Here is an 18,166-nt window from a genome sequence, read left to right on the forward strand (position 1 = left end):
TGTGTAAATTGTTTCTAGTAAATTTAATCTAGCATCCATCAACTAGCTTAATTAAAGACAATTATTACAGTATTACTAATGATAAAAGTTGCTTTTATAACCAGTAGTAATTAAATTTCTTACAACATACCTATGGCTACGCTCTTTACCAATCAAGTCCCAAGCATTTCAGATTTCACTGATAATACTTCCTACGAATTAGGCATGAAGTTCCGTAGTGCTACAGAGGGACAGATAACTGCTGTTCGCTTCTGGAAAGCCCCTAGCGAGACGGGAACTCACACTGGCAGGATCTGGTCGGCAACGGGAACACTCCTTGCAAGTGTCACTTTTACTAATGAGACTGCTTCTGGTTGGCAGGAACAGGCTCTCAGCACACCAATTAACATTCAAGCAAATACGACCTATGTAGTCTCTGTCAACATCAATGAGTATTATGTCGCCACTTATGATCAATTGGGCAGTTCCATAACTAATGGCGATCTTAGCTCAGTAGCAGACGGCAATAATGGGGTATTTAATGGGACTCTAGGGGCTTTCCCAAATAATTCCTACCGGAATACTAATTATTTTCGTGACATTAACTTTGTGCCTGTTGCCCTACCGACAATCACAAAGGTAAGCGGCGACAATCAAACTGGTGCAACCGGAGCTACCTTGCCTAACCCCTTAGTTGTTCAGGTCAAAGACAGTGCTGGTAATCCTCAATCCGGGGTGACGGTGAACTTTGCCGTTACCAGTGGCGGGGGGTCAGTCTCACCTGCTAGTGCAGTAACTAATGCTAGCGGTCAGGCTAGCACCACCTTAACGCTGGGAGCTAGCCCTGGTGCGATCAGTCCAGTAACTAATACTGTAAGTGCCACAGCAGACGGAATAGGTAGTGTTACCTTCTCAGCGACTGCGAATCCTCCAGGAGGCACACAAACAGTTTTAACGACTCAAGTGCCGAGCATTTCCAATGTCACTGATGGCGTTCCCTATGAGTTAGGTATGAAATTCCGCAGCACCAAAGGGGGACAGATTACTGCCATTCGCTTTTGGAAAGCCTCTAGTGAGACAGGAACTCATATTGGCAAGATTTGGACAGCCACGGGAACGCTCCTAGAAAGCGTCACTTTTACTAACGAGACAGCTTCTGGTTGGCAGCAACAGTTACTAGAAACACCAGTTAACATTCAAGCTAATACGACTTATGTAGTCTCTGTTAACGTCAACGCCTATTATGTCGCCACCAATGATGAGCTGGGCAACTCCATAGTCAATGGCGACCTCAGCTCAGTAGCTGACGGTAACAATGGAGTATACAATATTACTCCAAATTCTTTCCCAACTAGCTCTTATCGCAATAGTAACTATTATCGGGATATCGGCTTTGTCGTTGGCAGTACCTTGATTAAAGTCAGTGGAGACAATCAGATTGGCACTACGGGATCGACTCTGCCCAACCCCTTAGTCGTGCGAGTTGTAAACGCTCAAAATAATCCTCAATCGGGAGTGACGGTCAACTTTGCCATTACTAATGGTGGAGGTTCAGTCTCGCCTGCCAGTGTACAGACTAATGCTAGCGGTGAAGCAAGTACGAACTTGACGCTGGGGCCAGTGCCGAGTGGACCTGGAGGGGTGATAGTAACCGCCACGGCAGCCGGCATCGGTAGTATCACCTTCTCGGCTACAGCAACTCCAGCAAACACCAATCCCATCTATTTGGAAAACCTAAATTCTGGCACAACTAATTGGAAACTTGTCAACCGGGCCAATGGTGAGATTGCTGGCTATGCCTCAGCAACCAGTGTCAATAAGGGGGGATCGCTGGACATTAAGGTTTCTCTTGCACAACCTGGACAGTTTACCATCGACGTATACCGCTTGGGCTACTATGGTGGCACAGGAGGAAGATTAATGGCCAGCAGTGGCTCGCTCAATGGTACGACGCAACCCGCTTGCACCCTAGACCCCAATACTCGCCTGATCGAATGTAACTGGACAACTTCTTACGTCGTGCAGGTAGGCAATAACTGGACTAGTGGTCTTTATCTCGCCAAGCTGACTGACCAAGCAACTAGCAAAGTGGCACATGTGTGGTTTGTCGTTCGTGATGATAGCAGCACCGCCGATATTCTATTTCAGAGCAGCGTTTCCACTGTTTTGGCCTATAGTGCGACGGGTGGTTACAGCTTGTACGGCTTTAACAGCATTGGTGGTCAGCGGGCTTTCAAGGTTTCCTACGACCGACCTGTCTACCAAGCAACTTATGAACAGTCATTTGAGCCTGACACACTCCTACGATGGGAATACAATATGGTGCGCTGGCTGGAATCTCAAGGTTACGATGTCACCTATACCGACAACATGCAGGTTCATACCGACGGACAAAGATTGCTCAATCACAAAGTATTCCTGTCTGTGGGCCATGATGAGTATTGGTCTAAAGAAATCCGCGATTATGTCGAAGCTGCGCGCAATGCCGGAATTAATATAGGATTTTTCTCTGCTAATACTTGCTATTGGCGAGTCAGGTTTGAAGATTCCACTCCTGCTGCTGGGCAAGTACAGTCCAACCGGGTGATGGCCTGCTACAAACAAGATTGGGCATTAGATCCAGTTGCTCAGCAGCAGGGGCCATCAGCTGCTACTAATAAATTCCGCAGCGTCCAGAACCAACGCCCAGAAAACTCTTTGTTAGGAGTTATGTACGGTAGCGACCTCGATCTCTACAGTGGTTATAATTTTGTCGTCACCAACAGCAGCGATCCTTACTATGCAAACACGGGACTCCAGGATGGAGATCAGTTGACTCTGTTAGTAGGCTACGAATGGGATTTTATCGTTAATAATGGGTCTAGTCCTGCCAATCTTGTCGTTTTGGCTGAGTCACCAGTCCAGCCCTCTGGCACATTGCCAACCTTCGACGAACCACCTGGAGAACAATCCCTCCCTGCCAACCAGGATTTTACCAAATCCCACTCCACCCGCTACACAGCCAGTAGTGGCGCTAAAGTTTTTGCCTCTGGCACAATTCAGTGGGCGTGGGGTCTAGACAGTGATGGTGTTAATCCAGCTCGGGAAGATAATCGCGTCAAGCAAATAACTGTCAATATTTTAGCAGATATGGGAGCTAGACCCCTAACGCCAAATGCCAACCTGATTGTTCCTTAAACTATCCCACAGAAATCATCAATGTCACCTTTGAAACGTCGACAATTTACCCAACTGGCAGCTGCCAGTTTGACTTCCACTATTGTGGCCGATCTCTCTAGTAAGGTGCTTGCTCAAAACAGTGAGCCGAGTCAGGAGGTTATTTATGGAGTCAACCTCCTGAGTGCATCCAAAGAGCAAAATCGGGAAAACCAAACTCCATCAGTGGAACTGAGCGTTGCTGATCTGGCGACGGGAAAGGTTCTCTCTAAAGCTAGTGTGCCAGTTCTGTCTGTTGAAAATCTATCATCGAGACCGAAAACGCCTCGGGCCTTCTTTCTTCCTGATTATGACCGGATTACGAAATTGATAGTACTCGCAGATGGAACTATCGTAATTTCTACGGTTTCTAGCACGAGAAATGGTTATTTCAACTATCTTATTTCTATTGGCGGCATAGCTTCTACTGTTGAAAGCATTACTAGCGCTAAATTCACAGCCCAAACAGTTCTAGACTTCGAGAAATCCAATCAGACAGTCGACAGTTTACTCAGCCTTCCCAAGAATCAAGTTATATCCCTGGTAGGAACTGAGGGCATTACGCCTTTTGCTTTTAGAACACTTGATCTCAACACAGGTAAAATTCTTTCTGGCGATGATCTGGGCTTACCCCAACTGCCGCCTACCCATCGATTCGCTAACCTATGCCAAGATCCGAAGGGAAATATTTTCGCAACCGAGATTAGTTCAGAAGGTGTCCCTGTTTTAGTTTCAATGAACTTGCAGGATAAAGCCATAGCTACTGGCAAGGTTAAAATTCAGAGACTGACTCCACTGAACTTTGAGGGACGTCCCCTTGTTAACGATGTGAAAGACTTAGCCTTCTCTTCCTCCGGTCAATTGTATGCGCTTGCTGCTGACAATCGTGTCAAAAACAATGCCCTGTTTACGGTAGACGTGAAAACTGGCAAGATGGGGCTAGTAAGTGAGTTGGCAGTCGAGAAGTTTGCTTTCTCTCCCAAAGCCTAAATTCCACAATTTTGAGATTTATTGAAGGCGATCGCTCTTTTTGGCAGGGCGATTGCCTTTTGATACTGAAGAAATAAAAAAACTGTATGGAGAAATTAGCTAACAATACACTCAGCCTTTGGCGAGAGGAAAACAGCCTACTCATTCCACAAAATTTTGAGGTTTTTCGCAACCTGGTTGCTGAGGCAAGAGACTTCGCAGATCGTGGTAATTATAACGCGGCGGCTGTATATGCAGAAATTGCAGCTTTTCATGCACAGTTTAAACATTGTGGTCTTTTTAACAGCCCGGAACTGGAAAATATCCTCCTAAAAATAGGACACCAGATCACACAAACAACCCTCGCTCCCACTCCAGAACCTTCTTTATCCAAAAGGCCAAAAAATATCCTGCATGTTTCTACCAATATTTCTTCACCTTTCGGTGGTATTCCTAGATTTATTCGACGCTGGATACAGCAAGATACACAGCGATCGCATTCCCTGGCCTTGACAAAGCAAGCACCGCATGAAGTGCCTCAAATCTTAACAGAGTTGGTAAGCAATAGTCACGGCAAAATATTCTTACTGAACGAAACCATCGGTGGTTTTGTCTCTCGAGCCAAACGATTACGGAAAATTGCCGCGACAGCGGATATCGTGGTACTACATGTATGGGAACACGATGTCATTCCAATAATTGCCTTTGCCAATAAAGAACTATCTCCACCGATTATTTATGTAAATCACGGCGATCACTGCTTTTGGTTGGGAGCAGCCGTTAGTGATGTTGTTGCAAATCTCCGTGAGTCTGGTATGCGTCTTTCACAAAAGCGCCGGGGTATTGAAGCAGAGCGTAACATGCTCCTGCCTACTATTTTGGAACCCTCTCACAGACAGCTTTCTCGCACACAGGCAAAGCAACAGCTTGGCATTGCTGAAAACAGCACTCTACTACTCTCTATTGCTAGGGCGCCTAAATACAGAAAGACTGACGGCATAAGTTTTGCTGATGCACACGTTCCACTATTAAAAAAACATGACCGCGCTATCCTAGTTGTTATTGGCCCAGGTGGTAGTGAAGATTGGTCAACTGCCATACAGCAAACTCAAGGAAGAATCATAGCTCTTGGACACACTGAGGATACTGCTGTATACTACCAGGCAGCTGATATTTATGTTGATTCCTATCCTTTTGTTTCGATTACATCACTACTGGAAGCAGGAAGCTATGGTGTACCGTTGGTGAGTCGCTACCCATACTCCTCCGATGCGTGTGAAATCCTTGGTGCCGATATGCCTGGTTTGACTGGGAATTTGATTCGCGTACACGACCTCGAGGAGTACACAACTGTTCTATCGCGCTTAGTCGCAGATGAAGAATTACGACTCTCATTAGGAGAAGCAACGAGGAGGCGTATTGTTGAGGTACACATGGGAAGTAATTGGCAGCATAACTTGGAAGAGGTGTACACCCGTGCTGCTACTCTACCTCGGGTAAAAGTTACTTCATCTCCTATGGATCAAATGTTTATAACCGAGCCAGATGTCTTCTGGATTCGCGACCATAGTTGGAATTGTGAACTTGACGATATGATCCAGCCTCGATTACCAATTATGCCTTTTGAACAGAGACTTTACCATTGGATGCGGTTGGCTAAAAAGCATGGTTGGCAAAACCAAATAAGTCTTTTACTACCTGAGTGGTTTCGCTTGCGCTACTACTTACCTTTACGTTCTGTATTGAAAATGGGCAATGGGCAATAGGCAACAGATAAAAATATTTTTCCAAGATGAATATTTTACATATCAATCAATCTGATGGTCTCGGTAATGGAGCAGGAATCGCAGGTTACCGACTACATCAAGGTTTGCTAGCTCAAGGTGTAGACTCGCGCATATTGGTGGGAACGCTCACAAGCAGCAGTGACTGCGTAGCAACTGCTCCTCGCAGTAAGTACCGTGTGGAAAATTTGTGTTATCGCTTCGCTTGCCATTTTGGACTTAATGATATTAACTGGCTCGGCAGTTTTGATATTCCCAAGCATAACTTCTATAAACAAGCAGATATTCTTAACTTTCACAACTTGCATACTGGTTATTTTAACTACTTAGCAATTCCCTATTTAACGGAAAATAAGCCTGCTGTTTTTACGCTCCATGATATGTGGAGCTTTACTGGGCATTGCTCTTATAGTTATGATTGCGATCGCTGGAAGTTTGGTTGTGGCAAATGTCCTTATCCAGATACCTATCCAGCCATTGCCAGAGATAATACTTACCTAGAGTGGAAACTAAAAAACTGGGTTTACAGCCGCTCTCACCTCACCATAGTGACTCCCAGTACTTGGCTGGCTGAGCAAGTGAAGCAGAGTATGCTGCAAGACAAGTCAATTCATCACATTCCTTATGGTATTGATACGGAAGCTTATCAGCCTCTTGACACTGAAAAATGCCGTTCCATCCTTGGCATTCCAACAGATAAAAAAGTTTTAATGTTTGCAGCTTTAGATATAAAATATACCCGCAAGGGTGGCGACTTACTAGTCAAAGCTCTGCAAGCCTTACCAGATTCACTAAAAGCGGAGACTATACTTCTGACTATCGGTTATGGTAGTGAATCTCTTGCGGAAGTAGTGGGAATGCCTAACCTGAATCTTGGGTACGTAAGCAGCGATCGTCTCAAGTCCATTGCCTATTGTGCCGCTGATCTGTTTATTTTTCCGACTCGTGCTGATAATCTACCGTTAGTACTGCAAGAGAGCATGGCTTGTGGGACTGCGATGGTTTCTTTCAAAATTGGTGGTGTCCCAGATTTAGTACGTCCAGGTATCACTGGCTATTTAGCCTCACCAGAGGATGCTCAAGATTTGTGTAATGGCATTGTGCAGCTTTTAGAAGATAACCAACAGCGCCAGCAGATGGGGCAAAACTGTCGACAAATAGCTCTGAGTGAATACAGGTTAGAACTTCAGGCAAAACGATACATTGAAATTTACCATCAGTTATCAAGAAACTAAATATGCTTAATTATGCTTTCAGCATTGCAATAAATAGTATCGACTTTCATAGACATCTGGTGAAAAAGAATCTAGAGACGCGCTGCTTGAAGCGTCTCTACAAAGATTTTGGGTAACGCATAATTAATTTCTGGAAATATCTAATACTTACAAAAAACAATAGAAATATTTTTTAAATGATTATCAGACCCTTAGTTTCAGTAATTATTCCATGCTATAATGCAGCATCTTTTTTAACAGAAACCTTAGAGAGTGTATTTGAGCAAACATTAAAGGATCTTGAAATTATTCTTATTGATGATGGTTCAACAGACAATACAGCGACTTTAATTCGCTCTTTTGGCTCAAGAGTGAAAGCTGAATTTACCTCTAATCAAGGAGCAAGTGCTGCACGTAATCGAGGAACAGAATTAGCACAAGGTAGATTTATTCAATATTTAGATGCAGATGATTTATTGCGGGTAGATGCATTAGAAAAACGGGTAAATGCTCTTATTAATAACGATGCAGATGTTGCATACTCAGACTGGCAACGACTAGAAGAAGGGGAAGATGGCAAATATCATCCAGGGGAAGTGGTAGCTAGGCGAATTGAAGATATTCATGCTGATCCCCAGATAGCATTATTTACAGATTTCTGGGCACCACCTGCTGCCTTACTTTACCATCGTCGTCTTGTAGAGAAAATTGGCTGTTGGAATGAATCTTTACCTATCATTCAAGATGCTCGCTTTCTCTTAGATGCAGCTTTGGTGGGGGGAAATTTTATTTATGTGCCTGGCGTACAAGCAGATTACCGAGTCCATAAAAAAGATAGTTTGTCTCGCCGCAACCCTGCCAAATTCGTTTTAGATTGTTTCAATAATGCTTGCCAAGTAGAGGATTTCTGGAAAGTTAATGGCAGTATAACTCCAGAACGCCGGAGCGCGTTAGAGAAGACTTACGGACAGGTAGCCAGATTTTACTTTGAATACGATCGCTTAAAGTTCAAAGAAGTGCTTGCCAAAATTCATCATCTGAATCCTAACTATCTTCCTTCTAGTCCGAGAACATTGAGACAAATATCTCAATGGTTCGGATATGAGCAAGCGGAGGCGATCGCTCTCAACTATCGTCGGATCAAAAAGATGATTCACAGCTTGACTCCCAAATTTCCTATCACTTCTACCTAACGTGAAAATAATTCAAGTCCCTTTCTGCTTCTATCCCGATCCCGTTGGCGGAACAGAAGTTTACGTTGAGGCTTTGTCACGCTACTTGCAGCAACAAAGTGTTGAAGTTATAGTTGCAGCGCCGGGAGAAACTAGTCAGTCCTACCTACATCATCAGCTACCAGTACGGCGATATGGAATGTCGAAGCAACTCAAAAATCTACGAGAAAATTATGGAGAAGGGGATATACATGCAGCCATAGAGTTCAGCCGTCTTCTGGATGCTGAACAACCAGATATAGTACATCTCCATGCTTTGACATCAGGTGTTTCTCTGCGAATAGTACAAGCTGCGAAACAACGAAAAATTCCTGTTGTGTTTACATACCATACCCCAACCGTTACTTGTCAAAGAGGAACTTTAATGCGCTGGGGAACACAAATCTGTGATGGTCAGATAGATTTACATGCTTGCACTCAGTGTACACTGCAAGGTTTGGGACTAGATAAAAACATTGCGAAAGCGATCGCTAATTTGCCAACCCAGGTAGGAAAGTGGCTAGGCGATTTGAATTTACAAGGGCGTACTTGGACGGCCTTAAGAATGACAGAATTAGTTAGTCTGCGCCATACTACTTTACGCACCCTATTAGCGGAAGTTAATCACATTGTCGCAGTCTGCAACTGGGTCAGAGATGTTTTGTTACTCAACCACGTTCCTCAGGACAAAATTACTGTTATTCGCCAAGGTCTTTGTCACAACTTACCAGAAACGATTAACTCTCAGCCAAGATATGCTAAATCAACTTTAAAAATTGCTTTTTTGGGTAGGCTCGATCCCACTAAAGGAATTCATATTCTGATCAAAGCTTTACAAGTAGTCCCTAACTTGCCAATTAATTTAGATATCTATGGTGTTTCCCAAGGTGCAAGCGGTAGTGCTTATCAACAACAACTGCAAACTATAACAGCAAATGACCAACGCATCAGTTTCAAACCCCCAGTTGCACCTGAAAATGTGATATCAACCCTGACAGATTATGACTTGTTAGCTGTTCCTTCTCAATGGTTAGAGACTGGGCCAATGGTAGTGCTAGAAGCCTTTGCCGCTGGAGTTCCTGTGATTGGTTCTAATTTAGGCGGCATTGCTGAACTAGTTCAGCACGAAGTCAACGGCATTTTAGTAGAACCTGCGTCTGTAGTTGCCTGGAGTCAACAACTACAAAGATTATGCCAAGATAGGCAACTACTGATGCGGCTTGGTGCTGGTATTAAGTCTCCCCAAACAATGGAGGCAGTGGCAACTCAGATGTTATCAATTTATCAGCTCTATGCAAACGGCGACTTATTTTCCAAACCCATTTAATTGCTAACAAGAATATTTTATGATGCACCTTTCTGAAAACAAAAGCAATATGTTATCTACAAATACTCAGAATATAAAGATGTACACTATGCTGCTAAAAATTAGACCTACCCAACTAGGTGTATTCGCAAAGCAGCTACTGAGAGTAAAGCGACAATATGTTTGCACAAAAAGAGGTCAAAAGTTCTTGGTAGATCCTGTCTCTGTATTTGGATTAGAACTTTTGTGTCAAGGAGTCTATGAACCTCAAATGTCACGATTTCTAGAGTTAGTTTTACGGGCTAATGACGTGTTTGTAGATGTTGGTGGAAATGAAGGATACTTCTCTGTGCTAGCTTCATCTTTAATTCAAAATGGTACTGTTCATTGCATTGAGCCTCAAAGCCGTTTACAACGTATTATTCAGGAGAATATTAGCCTTAATTGTGTCAATTCAATAGTTGTTCATCCTATTGCTATTTCTAATCAACAAGGCGAAGTTAATCTCTTCTTACGCCCTTCTACAAATACAGGAGCTAGTAGTTTCTTTCGGCATTGGAAACTTGGTTCTACTTACGAGAAAGTTCCCACCACTACATTGGATGCGTTTTTTCAAAGAAATTCATTAGAGAGAGTGCGTCTGCTCAAAATTGACTGTGAGGGTGCAGAGTATTTAGTAATTGCTGGTGGAAATAATATCTTGAAGAAACACCAAATAGATTTTATTGCTATGGAGTACCATGAAAGCATTTGCGGTTGGGAAAAATGTGCTGAAATTCACAAATTGTTGCAGACTTACGGTTACATTCTGACAAAATGTCATGGTCAATGCATCTATCACCTTCCAGGTCTAGAACAAGAACTGCAATCATTAGGTAGGCTGCAAATTAATTGCGATTGGCATGAATAAAGCTATCAACTATAAATTTTTGAGATTTTAACCTTAACTGATGCTAAGTGTAGCTTACTTTGTCTCTCATCCAATTCAGTATCAGGCTCCTTTATTGCGGCTTGTTGCTGCCGATCCAGAAATCGATTTGAAAGTTTTTTTCTACAGTGATTTTTCTTTAAAGGCTTATCAAGATGAAGGATTTGGGCGATTAATTGCATGGGATGTGCCATTAACGCAGGGTTATGATTACTATTTTTTAAATTGCTGGGGTAGCAAGCAGTGGCAAAGTTGGTTACAACAACCGATCGCAACAGACATTCTCAAACAGTTAGAACAAGGAAAATTTGATGTTGTTTGGGTGCATGGTTGGTCTTGGCTATGTAGTATACAAGCGGTGCTGGCAGCAAATAAATTGGGTATTCCTGTTTTGCTGCGGGGAGAATCTAATGGTATCAGTGAACCGACTAATTCTCTGAAAAAAATAGCAAAAAGAGTTTTTCTGAACTGGCTTTTTGAGAAAATAGCTGGATTTCTTTACATCGGGACTCTCAACTATCAGTTTTACAGAAACTATGGAGTTGAAGAAAAGCGTCTATTTCGAGTTCCTTATGCGGTTGATAATGAATATTTCCAAAAGCAAGTTATGCTAGGACTTCCTCATCGTCAGGAACTACGAAAATCGCTGAATTTAGATCCAGCCAGACCAATTATTCTCTATGCTGCCAAACTGATTGATGTCAAGCGTCCCCAGGATTTGTTAGCAGCTTATCGATTACTCTCGGTTGATGGTGTGCAAGAACCAGAACCTTACCTATTGTTTGTGGGAGATGGGATTCTGCGTCCAACTCTGGAAGCTGAGGCGAAGGCAACAGGTTGGCAATCGATTCGCTTTTTAGGTTTTCAGAATCAGTCCCAAATGCCTGCTATGTATGATTTGTGTGATGTGTTTGTCTTACCCTCTGGTTTTGAGCCTTGGGGATTGGCAATTAATGAAGTTATGAATGCAGGTAAAGCTGTGGTTGTCAGTGATCAAGTAGGCTGTGCATCTGACTTGGTGAAAGACGGACAAAATGGACAAATTTATCCTGTAGGTGATATCACGGCTTTAGCTGAGGCAATTCGTTGGGCGATCGCTAACAGTATTTCCGCAGGAGAGATCAGCCTCAAACAAATTCAAAACTGGAGCTATCAGGAAGATTTGCAGGGACTCAAACAAGCCTTAAATTACTTACAGGTGAGAGTAGGTTAAATGAAAAAAGTTTTGATTGTAGGAGAAACCGCAGAAATAGGTCGTACCGAGGAAGTTTACGGACGAGGATTTTCTCAGTTTGGCTGTGATGTAGAATATTTTGCCTGGAGCAAAGCTGCACCCAGTTTAGCTTCTGGTTCGTTGTGGGACAAAATAGCATGGCGAGTGGCATGGCAAACACTAGCAAAGTCAGCAAATGCCAAATTATTGGCAACAGTAAATCATTTTCAGCCTGATTTGACTTTTGTTGCTTCTCCTCGCTTAGTTCATCCTGATACTATTTTGGCATTCCAGCAATCTGGTCTGGCTGTCGTATTTTATACCGATAATCCTGTAGATACTCATCATACCCACACTAATTCTTGGGTACAACGAGGATTTCCCTTGTGGGATGCTGCTTTTATTTGGAGTCAAAAATTAGTTGAACGGCTCAAAGAAAATGGTGTCAAAAGAGCTTTGTTTCACCCTTTTTGTAGTGATGTTGAATATCACTATCCCAAACACCAGGCTCACCCAATATATGATGTAGCGTTTATCGGTAACTGGGATAGTAGCCGCAAGCGAGAGCAGTATTTAAAAGCGATCGCAGACTATCGCTTAGGACTTTGGGGATCAAACTACTGGAATACTCACTGTCAAGAACCTGTATTAAAGGGTTTGTGCCAGGGAATGTGTAGCTATGAACAAATCCCTGATATTTTAGGCTCTGCCAAAATGGGTCTTAATATTTTACGTCCCCAGAATGAAGAAGGACACAATATTAGAACCTATGAAATTCCTGCTACAGGAACACTGATGCTGAGTGAACGGAGTCAAGAGTTATTGAGTTTATTTATAGAAGATCAAGAAGCTGTATATTTTTCGAGTCCGGATGAGTTAAGACAAAAAGTAGAGTATCTTTTACAAAATTCTGATTTAATTAAAGCTGTTGCAGAGGCTGGTTATCAGAAAGCACTAGTCAACACAATTAATGATAGAGTGACAGAAATTGCTAATCTTTATCAAACATTGAGATCGTCTCAGGGTAGTGATATGAAGTTACTACACCCAAAGGAGGCATAAGATACTAATGAAAGTCTGTGTGTCTGTTTGGGGACGTTTTCATGCATTTAACTTAGCCCAACAATTGCAAAAAAGAGGTTATTTACAAAAGTTAATTTCTACTTATCCGGCTTTTGCAATTACTAAGTATGGGATTGATCAGAAATTAATTCACTCTCTATGGCAATTGGAAGCTCTATCTCGTGGTTGGTATAAATTACCAAGATGGATGAGGGGCGATCGCAATTTGCAGCTATGGTTTTTAGAACAATTTGACCGCTCAGTCACAAATTATTTATCACCAGGATTTGATTTGTTTGTTGGTTGGTCAGGATCTAATTACTGGTCTGTGCATCGGGCGAAAGAACTCGGCGCTAAAACAATAATTGAGCGCGGTAGCAGCCATATGCATTACCAAACAGAAATTCTCACAGAAGAATATGAAAAATGGGGATTAAGTTTCACTGAAACACATCCTGGAATCTACGAAAGAGAAATACAAGCTTATGATGATGCTGACAGAATAGCTATTGCGAGTCTATTTGTAAAGCGTACTTTCTTAGCACAGGGAATACCAGAAAGTAAGCTTATTCTTGTCCCTTATGGAACTTCTTTAGCAGAATTTTATCCAGTTGCAAAACAAGATAATATATTTCGAGTGATTCATTGCGGCTCTTTATCATTGCGTAAAGGTGTCCAATATTTATTGCAAGCTTTTTGGGAATTAAACTTACCTAACGCCGAATTATGGCTTGTAGGTGCAATCACTCCCGAAATCAAGCCTTTTATAGCAAAATATCAGAGCGATCGCATTCTGATTAAAGGGACACATCCTCAACAAAAATTGCGTTGGTTTTACTCTCAATGCTCAGTATTTTCTTTAGCTTCCATTGAAGATGGTTTTGGAATGGTAATTCCTCAAGCAATGGCCTGTGGACTACCTGTAATTCATACGACTAATACAGGTGGTGAAGATATTGTGCGCAATGAAATTGATGGTTTTTCTATTCCTATTCGAGATATAGAAGCTTTGAAAACAAAAATTCTTTTCTTTTATGAAAATCCAGATAAACGAGACGAAATGGGGAAAAATGCTCTAGAACAGGCACGCAAGTCTCTAACTTGGGATGACTACGGTGAAAAAATAACTAATGCTTATTTACAAATTTGTTAGTCAGTATATTTTTACTACTGCATAATTTTAATTCCAATATATTAAAAAATAGAGCAATGGCACATAAAACCATCGGGATGCTTATATATGCAAATCCTGACCATTATCCTCCAACAATAAACGCCGTTCACTTATTATCAGAACATTTTGATGTAGTTTTGATTGGTCGTAATCAAGATCCTGCTATTTGGAAATACCCTGCCAATGTGAAAGTGCATCGTTTAGGAAAATATACATCAGTCAGAGAACGAGAAAAACAATCGCTTGAAGCTAAGCTGTGGGAATATATTAACTTTGTAGCACAAGCTCAGAAGCTGTTAAAAGATGTATCTTTGATTTATGCCTACGATTATTTCGCCTATACAGTTGCTTATTTCTGCTTGCTATTGCAAACTAAAAGTATTCCACTAATCTACCATAATCATGATCTCAATGAAAAATTATTTCCCCTATCTTCTCTATCAGGATGGGTTCAAAGAGGTGAACGCAAGTGGGTACATAAGGCTAATTTTGTAATTTTTCCGTCTCAAGAAAGAGCTTTATTTTTTAAAAAGTTGACAAATTTTTTGGGAAAAACAATGGTAGTACCTAATTTCCCCAGAAAATCATATTTTCAAGAACACCCAAATTTTCCAAATCTCCTATTAGAGCGTTTTCACAATCCTCAAATTTTACTACAAGGAACTATTTCGGTTAAAAATTCCCTTTTGGAACTCATCGAATCCTTAGATTTTTTAAATCAGTCAATAGAGATCAAATTGATTGGGTATATTCAAGAAGCAGACAAGCTAGTCATCAGAAATTTTACTATTACCAAGAATGTTGCTGAGCGTGTTAAATATTTTCCACCAGTACCTTATAATGATTTGCCTCCACATACTTGGAAGGCATCTTTAGGTGTTTGTTTATATAAAAAGACTGGTATAAACCACCGAACTATGGGAACAGCATCAAATAAAATATATGAGTATGCTGCCTGTGGTCTACCTGTGATTGTAAGTGATCAACCAAACTACCGAGAACACCTTGCTAATGAGAGTTGGGTACGTTTTGCCGATCCTGATAACCCTAAATCTATCGCCTCTGCTGTTGAGGATATCATGAGTGACTTTAATAAATACCAAGCTATGTGCTTAGCAGCTAGGCAAGCTTTTGAAGAAAAATATAATTACGAGTCTGCCTTTTATCCTTTGTTCAAAAAAATTCAAGAATTAGTTTGTAGTAGTGAAGTGAAAAATGAGTAGTGAAAACCTAGACTAAGTAAAAATTTTTAAGTTAATAAAGGTTTATTTTGAAAATATGCATATCGATACTCAATTTCATCCAAAAATATCAATATTATTACCTGTATTCAATGGTCAACGATATATACGTGAATGTATAAATTCTATTTTAAATCAAAGTTTTACTAACTTTGAATTGCTCATTAGTAATGATTGTTCAACTGACGATTCACACAACATAATTCAAGAGTTTTCAGATCCAAGAATCATATATTTATCGAATCAAAAAAATCAAGGGCTATTTAAAAATTTGAATTTAATTTTAAAATTAGCTAATGCCCCAATAATACGTTTTATTTGTCAAGATGACATTCTCTTTAGTGACTGTTTAGAAAACGAGATACTTTTTTTTGAGAACCATCCAGAGATTGATATTTCATTTTGCAAAAGCCACATAATTGATCGAAACGGAATGACTCTTAGTCAGGGTGCTTTAAAAGATTTACCAGATGTAATTGATTCCCATCTAAGTATGCAGTTATTCTATTATTATGGCTGTATTCCTGGTAATCTTTCTACAGTTTGTATTAGAAGAGAATGTATTGATGAAATTGGTTTATTTAACGAATCACTTTATGTTTCAGGTGATTATGAAATGTGGGTAAGGATTTGTCAAACAAAAAAACTAGGAGTTATTCACAAACATTTATTGAAAGTTCGCTCTCATGATAAACAATTAAGTCGTACCTCAGAATCCGGAGTGCGAGTTATTTCAGAGAACCGAGAAATACGTTCTAAAATTCTAACTATACTCCCTAAAAATGTTCATTTTCAGGCAAAGTTTTATTGTCAAATGCGACAAAATGTGCTTGATGTACATCATAGTCTCTATTGTCTGAAATATAAAAAGATCAATAACTTCTTGCGTATCTTAAAAATAATGGGACTTGGAGATTTTTCTTTTGGTTTATTTTTCTGGTTAATCACCTTGAATAATCATCTATATAAGCCTCAGCCAAAGTTTGTTTAATATTTGATAAATGACATCAAGGCTTTTGTAAAATTATTTTTGGAATGAATTATTATGGTACTTACTAAAGATATTGTTTACTCAAATCAAGGTAATCCATCTATTGTAAAACTATTAGATGAACATGATCTAAAAATTTTAGATATAGGTTGTGGGGCGGGAGATACAGGACAACTTATTCGTTCTGTCTATCCTTCAGTTCACATAACCGGAATTACTAGTTCGATTATGGAATCTAACCTAGCAAAACAAAAATTAGATTTTTGTGCTTGCTTAGACATAGAACGAGATGAAATACCTGCGTTTTTAAAACAGGAGTTTGATGTTTTAATTTTCTCCCATGTCTTGGAGCATTTAGTAGAACCAGTAGCAGCAATTCAGAAATTACTACCTTATTTAAAGATAGGGGGAAAAGTCATTATTGCCTTACCAAATATATCTAACTGGCGGGTTCGTTGGAAGTTAGCCTTAGGTAGGTTTGAGTATACAGAAGGTGGGATAATGGATAAAACCCACCTGCATTTTTATACTTTCTATACAGCTCCTAAATATTTAATACAACCAATATCCGAAATAGAATTAACACACCATTCAGTTAATGGTAGTATCCCTCTTGGTTTTTTGCGTCATCATTTACTTCATCCCAATCTTCGCACTAAGTTAGATGAGCTTGGTTGCCAATGGCTACCTAATCTATGTGGTAGTGAAATTTTAATGGTAGCTTATCGCAAGGGATAGACTTTTAGCTATGACTAAGGTACTTTTCATTTCTCCTTATGGAGAGGATTATTTAGCAGATGGACTTCTACATGGACTAAGAAGTCTCTTAAAGGAAAACGTAGTTGATTTTCCCAAATGCGCTCATCTATATAAAAATTATGTTCAGGAATCTAAAGTTAAATTATACGGCAATGGATTTACTCTCTATGGATTGCTAGAAGATATTCCTGTGGATAGAACTGAAATTGATTTTAAGATCCGTAACGGATTTTTTGATCTGATTATTTTTCCGGCAATCTTTAAAAATTTTGGTTTATTTATAGAATTTCTACCTTACTTAAATTTTAGAAATACTGCAATTATAGATGGGGATGATACACCTCAGCCCTATGGTTATGCTGGAAAGTGGTGGCGAGAACCTAAGTGGTGGTTTTTACCCAAGGCACATCAACAATTTCTTTATTTTAAACGAGAATGGACTTTAGAGACAATTCGTCATTTTTGGTTTAAATTGCCTCCTGTTTTTATCTGTAAATATTTACCAACTCCCCGTAATTTCCGAACAATTTCTTTTTCAATTCCAGAAGAAAAAATAGTTAAAAATTTGCCTCAAAAAACAAAGCTATTTCCTAAGCATATTGTTGATGTAGAAATAGCTAAGAGAATCCCAGGAAGCACTACTAGTTATGCTTTTGAATCAGAAGCAGAATACTATTCCGACTTGCAAACTTCCAAATTTGGGATTACAACTAAAAGGTCAGGATGGGACTGTTTACGTCACTATGAAATAGCAGCTAATGGCTGTGTACCTTGTTTCCGCAATTTAGATGACAAGCCTAAAACTTGCGCTCCTCATGGATTAAATAGAAATAATTCTATTATTTATCAAAACTACGATGACCTCATGCGTCAAATAGATAATATAAGTGAAGAAGAATATTCTAGACTTAGATTAGCTGCTTTAGCTTGGGTAAGGGAAAATACTACTGTACAGAGAGCAAAAAATCTACTGCAAATTTTCAAATTAGATGTCTAATTAATAGTAGTTTTTGACTAGCATTATTGTTTTGAAAATACATAATCAAGGTAATCTTGGCTATGGGTGTAAATAAAAATTATCAATGACGCCTGATGTGAATTGAATATGGAGACGCAATATTCCTTGCGCCTGGTAAAAAA

At 40.2% G+C, this 18,166-nt stretch carries 14 protein-coding genes; all 14 read left to right on the forward strand.

What is annotated here, in order from left to right; translation table 11 throughout:
- The first annotated feature begins 132 nt into the window (after positions 1 to 132).
- Positions 133 to 3,156: a N,N-dimethylformamidase beta subunit family domain-containing protein gene (locus tag NIES592_RS16900; protein ID WP_073556358.1), complete on the forward strand. Its 3,024-nt coding sequence runs from the start codon at positions 133 to 135 to the stop codon at positions 3,154 to 3,156.
- A gap of 21 nt (positions 3,157 to 3,177) precedes the next feature.
- On the forward strand, positions 3,178 to 4,164 hold the full coding sequence (locus NIES592_RS16905; protein WP_073556359.1) for a hypothetical protein: 987 nt from the start codon (positions 3,178 to 3,180) through the stop codon (positions 4,162 to 4,164).
- Positions 4,165 to 4,250: 86 nt separating this feature from the next.
- Positions 4,251 to 5,909: a glycosyltransferase gene (locus NIES592_RS16910; protein WP_073556360.1), complete on the forward strand. Its 1,659-nt coding sequence runs from the start codon at positions 4,251 to 4,253 to the stop codon at positions 5,907 to 5,909.
- A gap of 26 nt (positions 5,910 to 5,935) precedes the next feature.
- Positions 5,936 to 7,162 carry a glycosyltransferase family 4 protein gene (locus NIES592_RS16915; protein ID WP_073556361.1) on the forward strand — a complete coding sequence of 409 codons (1,227 nt, stop codon included), beginning with the start codon at positions 5,936 to 5,938 and terminating at the stop codon, positions 7,160 to 7,162.
- Positions 7,163 to 7,338: 176 nt separating this feature from the next.
- A complete protein-coding gene (locus NIES592_RS16920) occupies positions 7,339 to 8,334 on the forward strand; it encodes a glycosyltransferase (protein ID WP_073556362.1) in 996 nt (331 codons plus the stop codon).
- A 1-nt stretch (position 8,335) separates the two neighbouring features.
- Positions 8,336 to 9,679 (forward strand): glycosyltransferase, encoded by a 1,344-nt coding sequence (locus tag NIES592_RS16925; RefSeq protein ID WP_073556363.1) that lies wholly within the window; start codon positions 8,336 to 8,338, stop codon positions 9,677 to 9,679.
- A gap of 88 nt (positions 9,680 to 9,767) precedes the next feature.
- The gene (locus tag NIES592_RS16930) at positions 9,768 to 10,568 is read left to right on the forward strand and encodes an FkbM family methyltransferase (protein ID WP_218600601.1); all 801 of its coding nucleotides are present in this window, start codon (positions 9,768 to 9,770) and stop codon (positions 10,566 to 10,568) included.
- A 40-nt stretch (positions 10,569 to 10,608) separates the two neighbouring features.
- Positions 10,609 to 11,799 carry a glycosyltransferase family 4 protein gene (locus tag NIES592_RS16935; RefSeq protein WP_073556365.1) on the forward strand — a complete coding sequence of 397 codons (1,191 nt, stop codon included), beginning with the start codon at positions 10,609 to 10,611 and terminating at the stop codon, positions 11,797 to 11,799.
- Complete coding sequence (locus tag NIES592_RS16940) at positions 11,800 to 12,861, forward strand: CgeB family protein (protein ID WP_073556366.1); 1,062 nt, start codon at positions 11,800 to 11,802, stop codon at positions 12,859 to 12,861.
- Positions 12,862 to 12,868: 7 nt separating this feature from the next.
- Positions 12,869 to 14,014: a glycosyltransferase family 4 protein gene (locus NIES592_RS16945; RefSeq protein ID WP_073556367.1), complete on the forward strand. Its 1,146-nt coding sequence runs from the start codon at positions 12,869 to 12,871 to the stop codon at positions 14,012 to 14,014.
- Positions 14,008 to 15,258 carry a glycosyltransferase gene (locus tag NIES592_RS16950; protein WP_256678161.1) on the forward strand — a complete coding sequence of 417 codons (1,251 nt, stop codon included), beginning with the start codon at positions 14,008 to 14,010 and terminating at the stop codon, positions 15,256 to 15,258. Before NIES592_RS16945 ends, NIES592_RS16950 begins: the two co-directional genes overlap by 7 nt.
- Before the next feature lie 55 nt (positions 15,259 to 15,313).
- A complete protein-coding gene (locus NIES592_RS16955; protein WP_256678162.1) occupies positions 15,314 to 16,267 on the forward strand; it encodes a glycosyltransferase in 954 nt (317 codons plus the stop codon).
- A 54-nt stretch (positions 16,268 to 16,321) separates the two neighbouring features.
- Positions 16,322 to 17,005, forward strand: coding sequence for a class I SAM-dependent methyltransferase (locus NIES592_RS16960; RefSeq protein ID WP_073556369.1), 684 nt, complete (start codon positions 16,322 to 16,324; stop codon positions 17,003 to 17,005).
- 10 nt (positions 17,006 to 17,015) lie between these two features.
- Entirely contained in the window at positions 17,016 to 18,023 is a 1,008-nt protein-coding gene (locus tag NIES592_RS16965; protein WP_073556370.1) for a glycosyltransferase, read from the forward strand.
- Positions 18,024 to 18,166: the final 143 nt, after the last annotated feature.

This window comes from Fischerella major NIES-592 (genome assembly GCF_001904645.1).
Classification (GTDB): Bacteria; Cyanobacteriota; Cyanobacteriia; order Cyanobacteriales; family Nostocaceae; genus Fischerella; species Fischerella thermalis.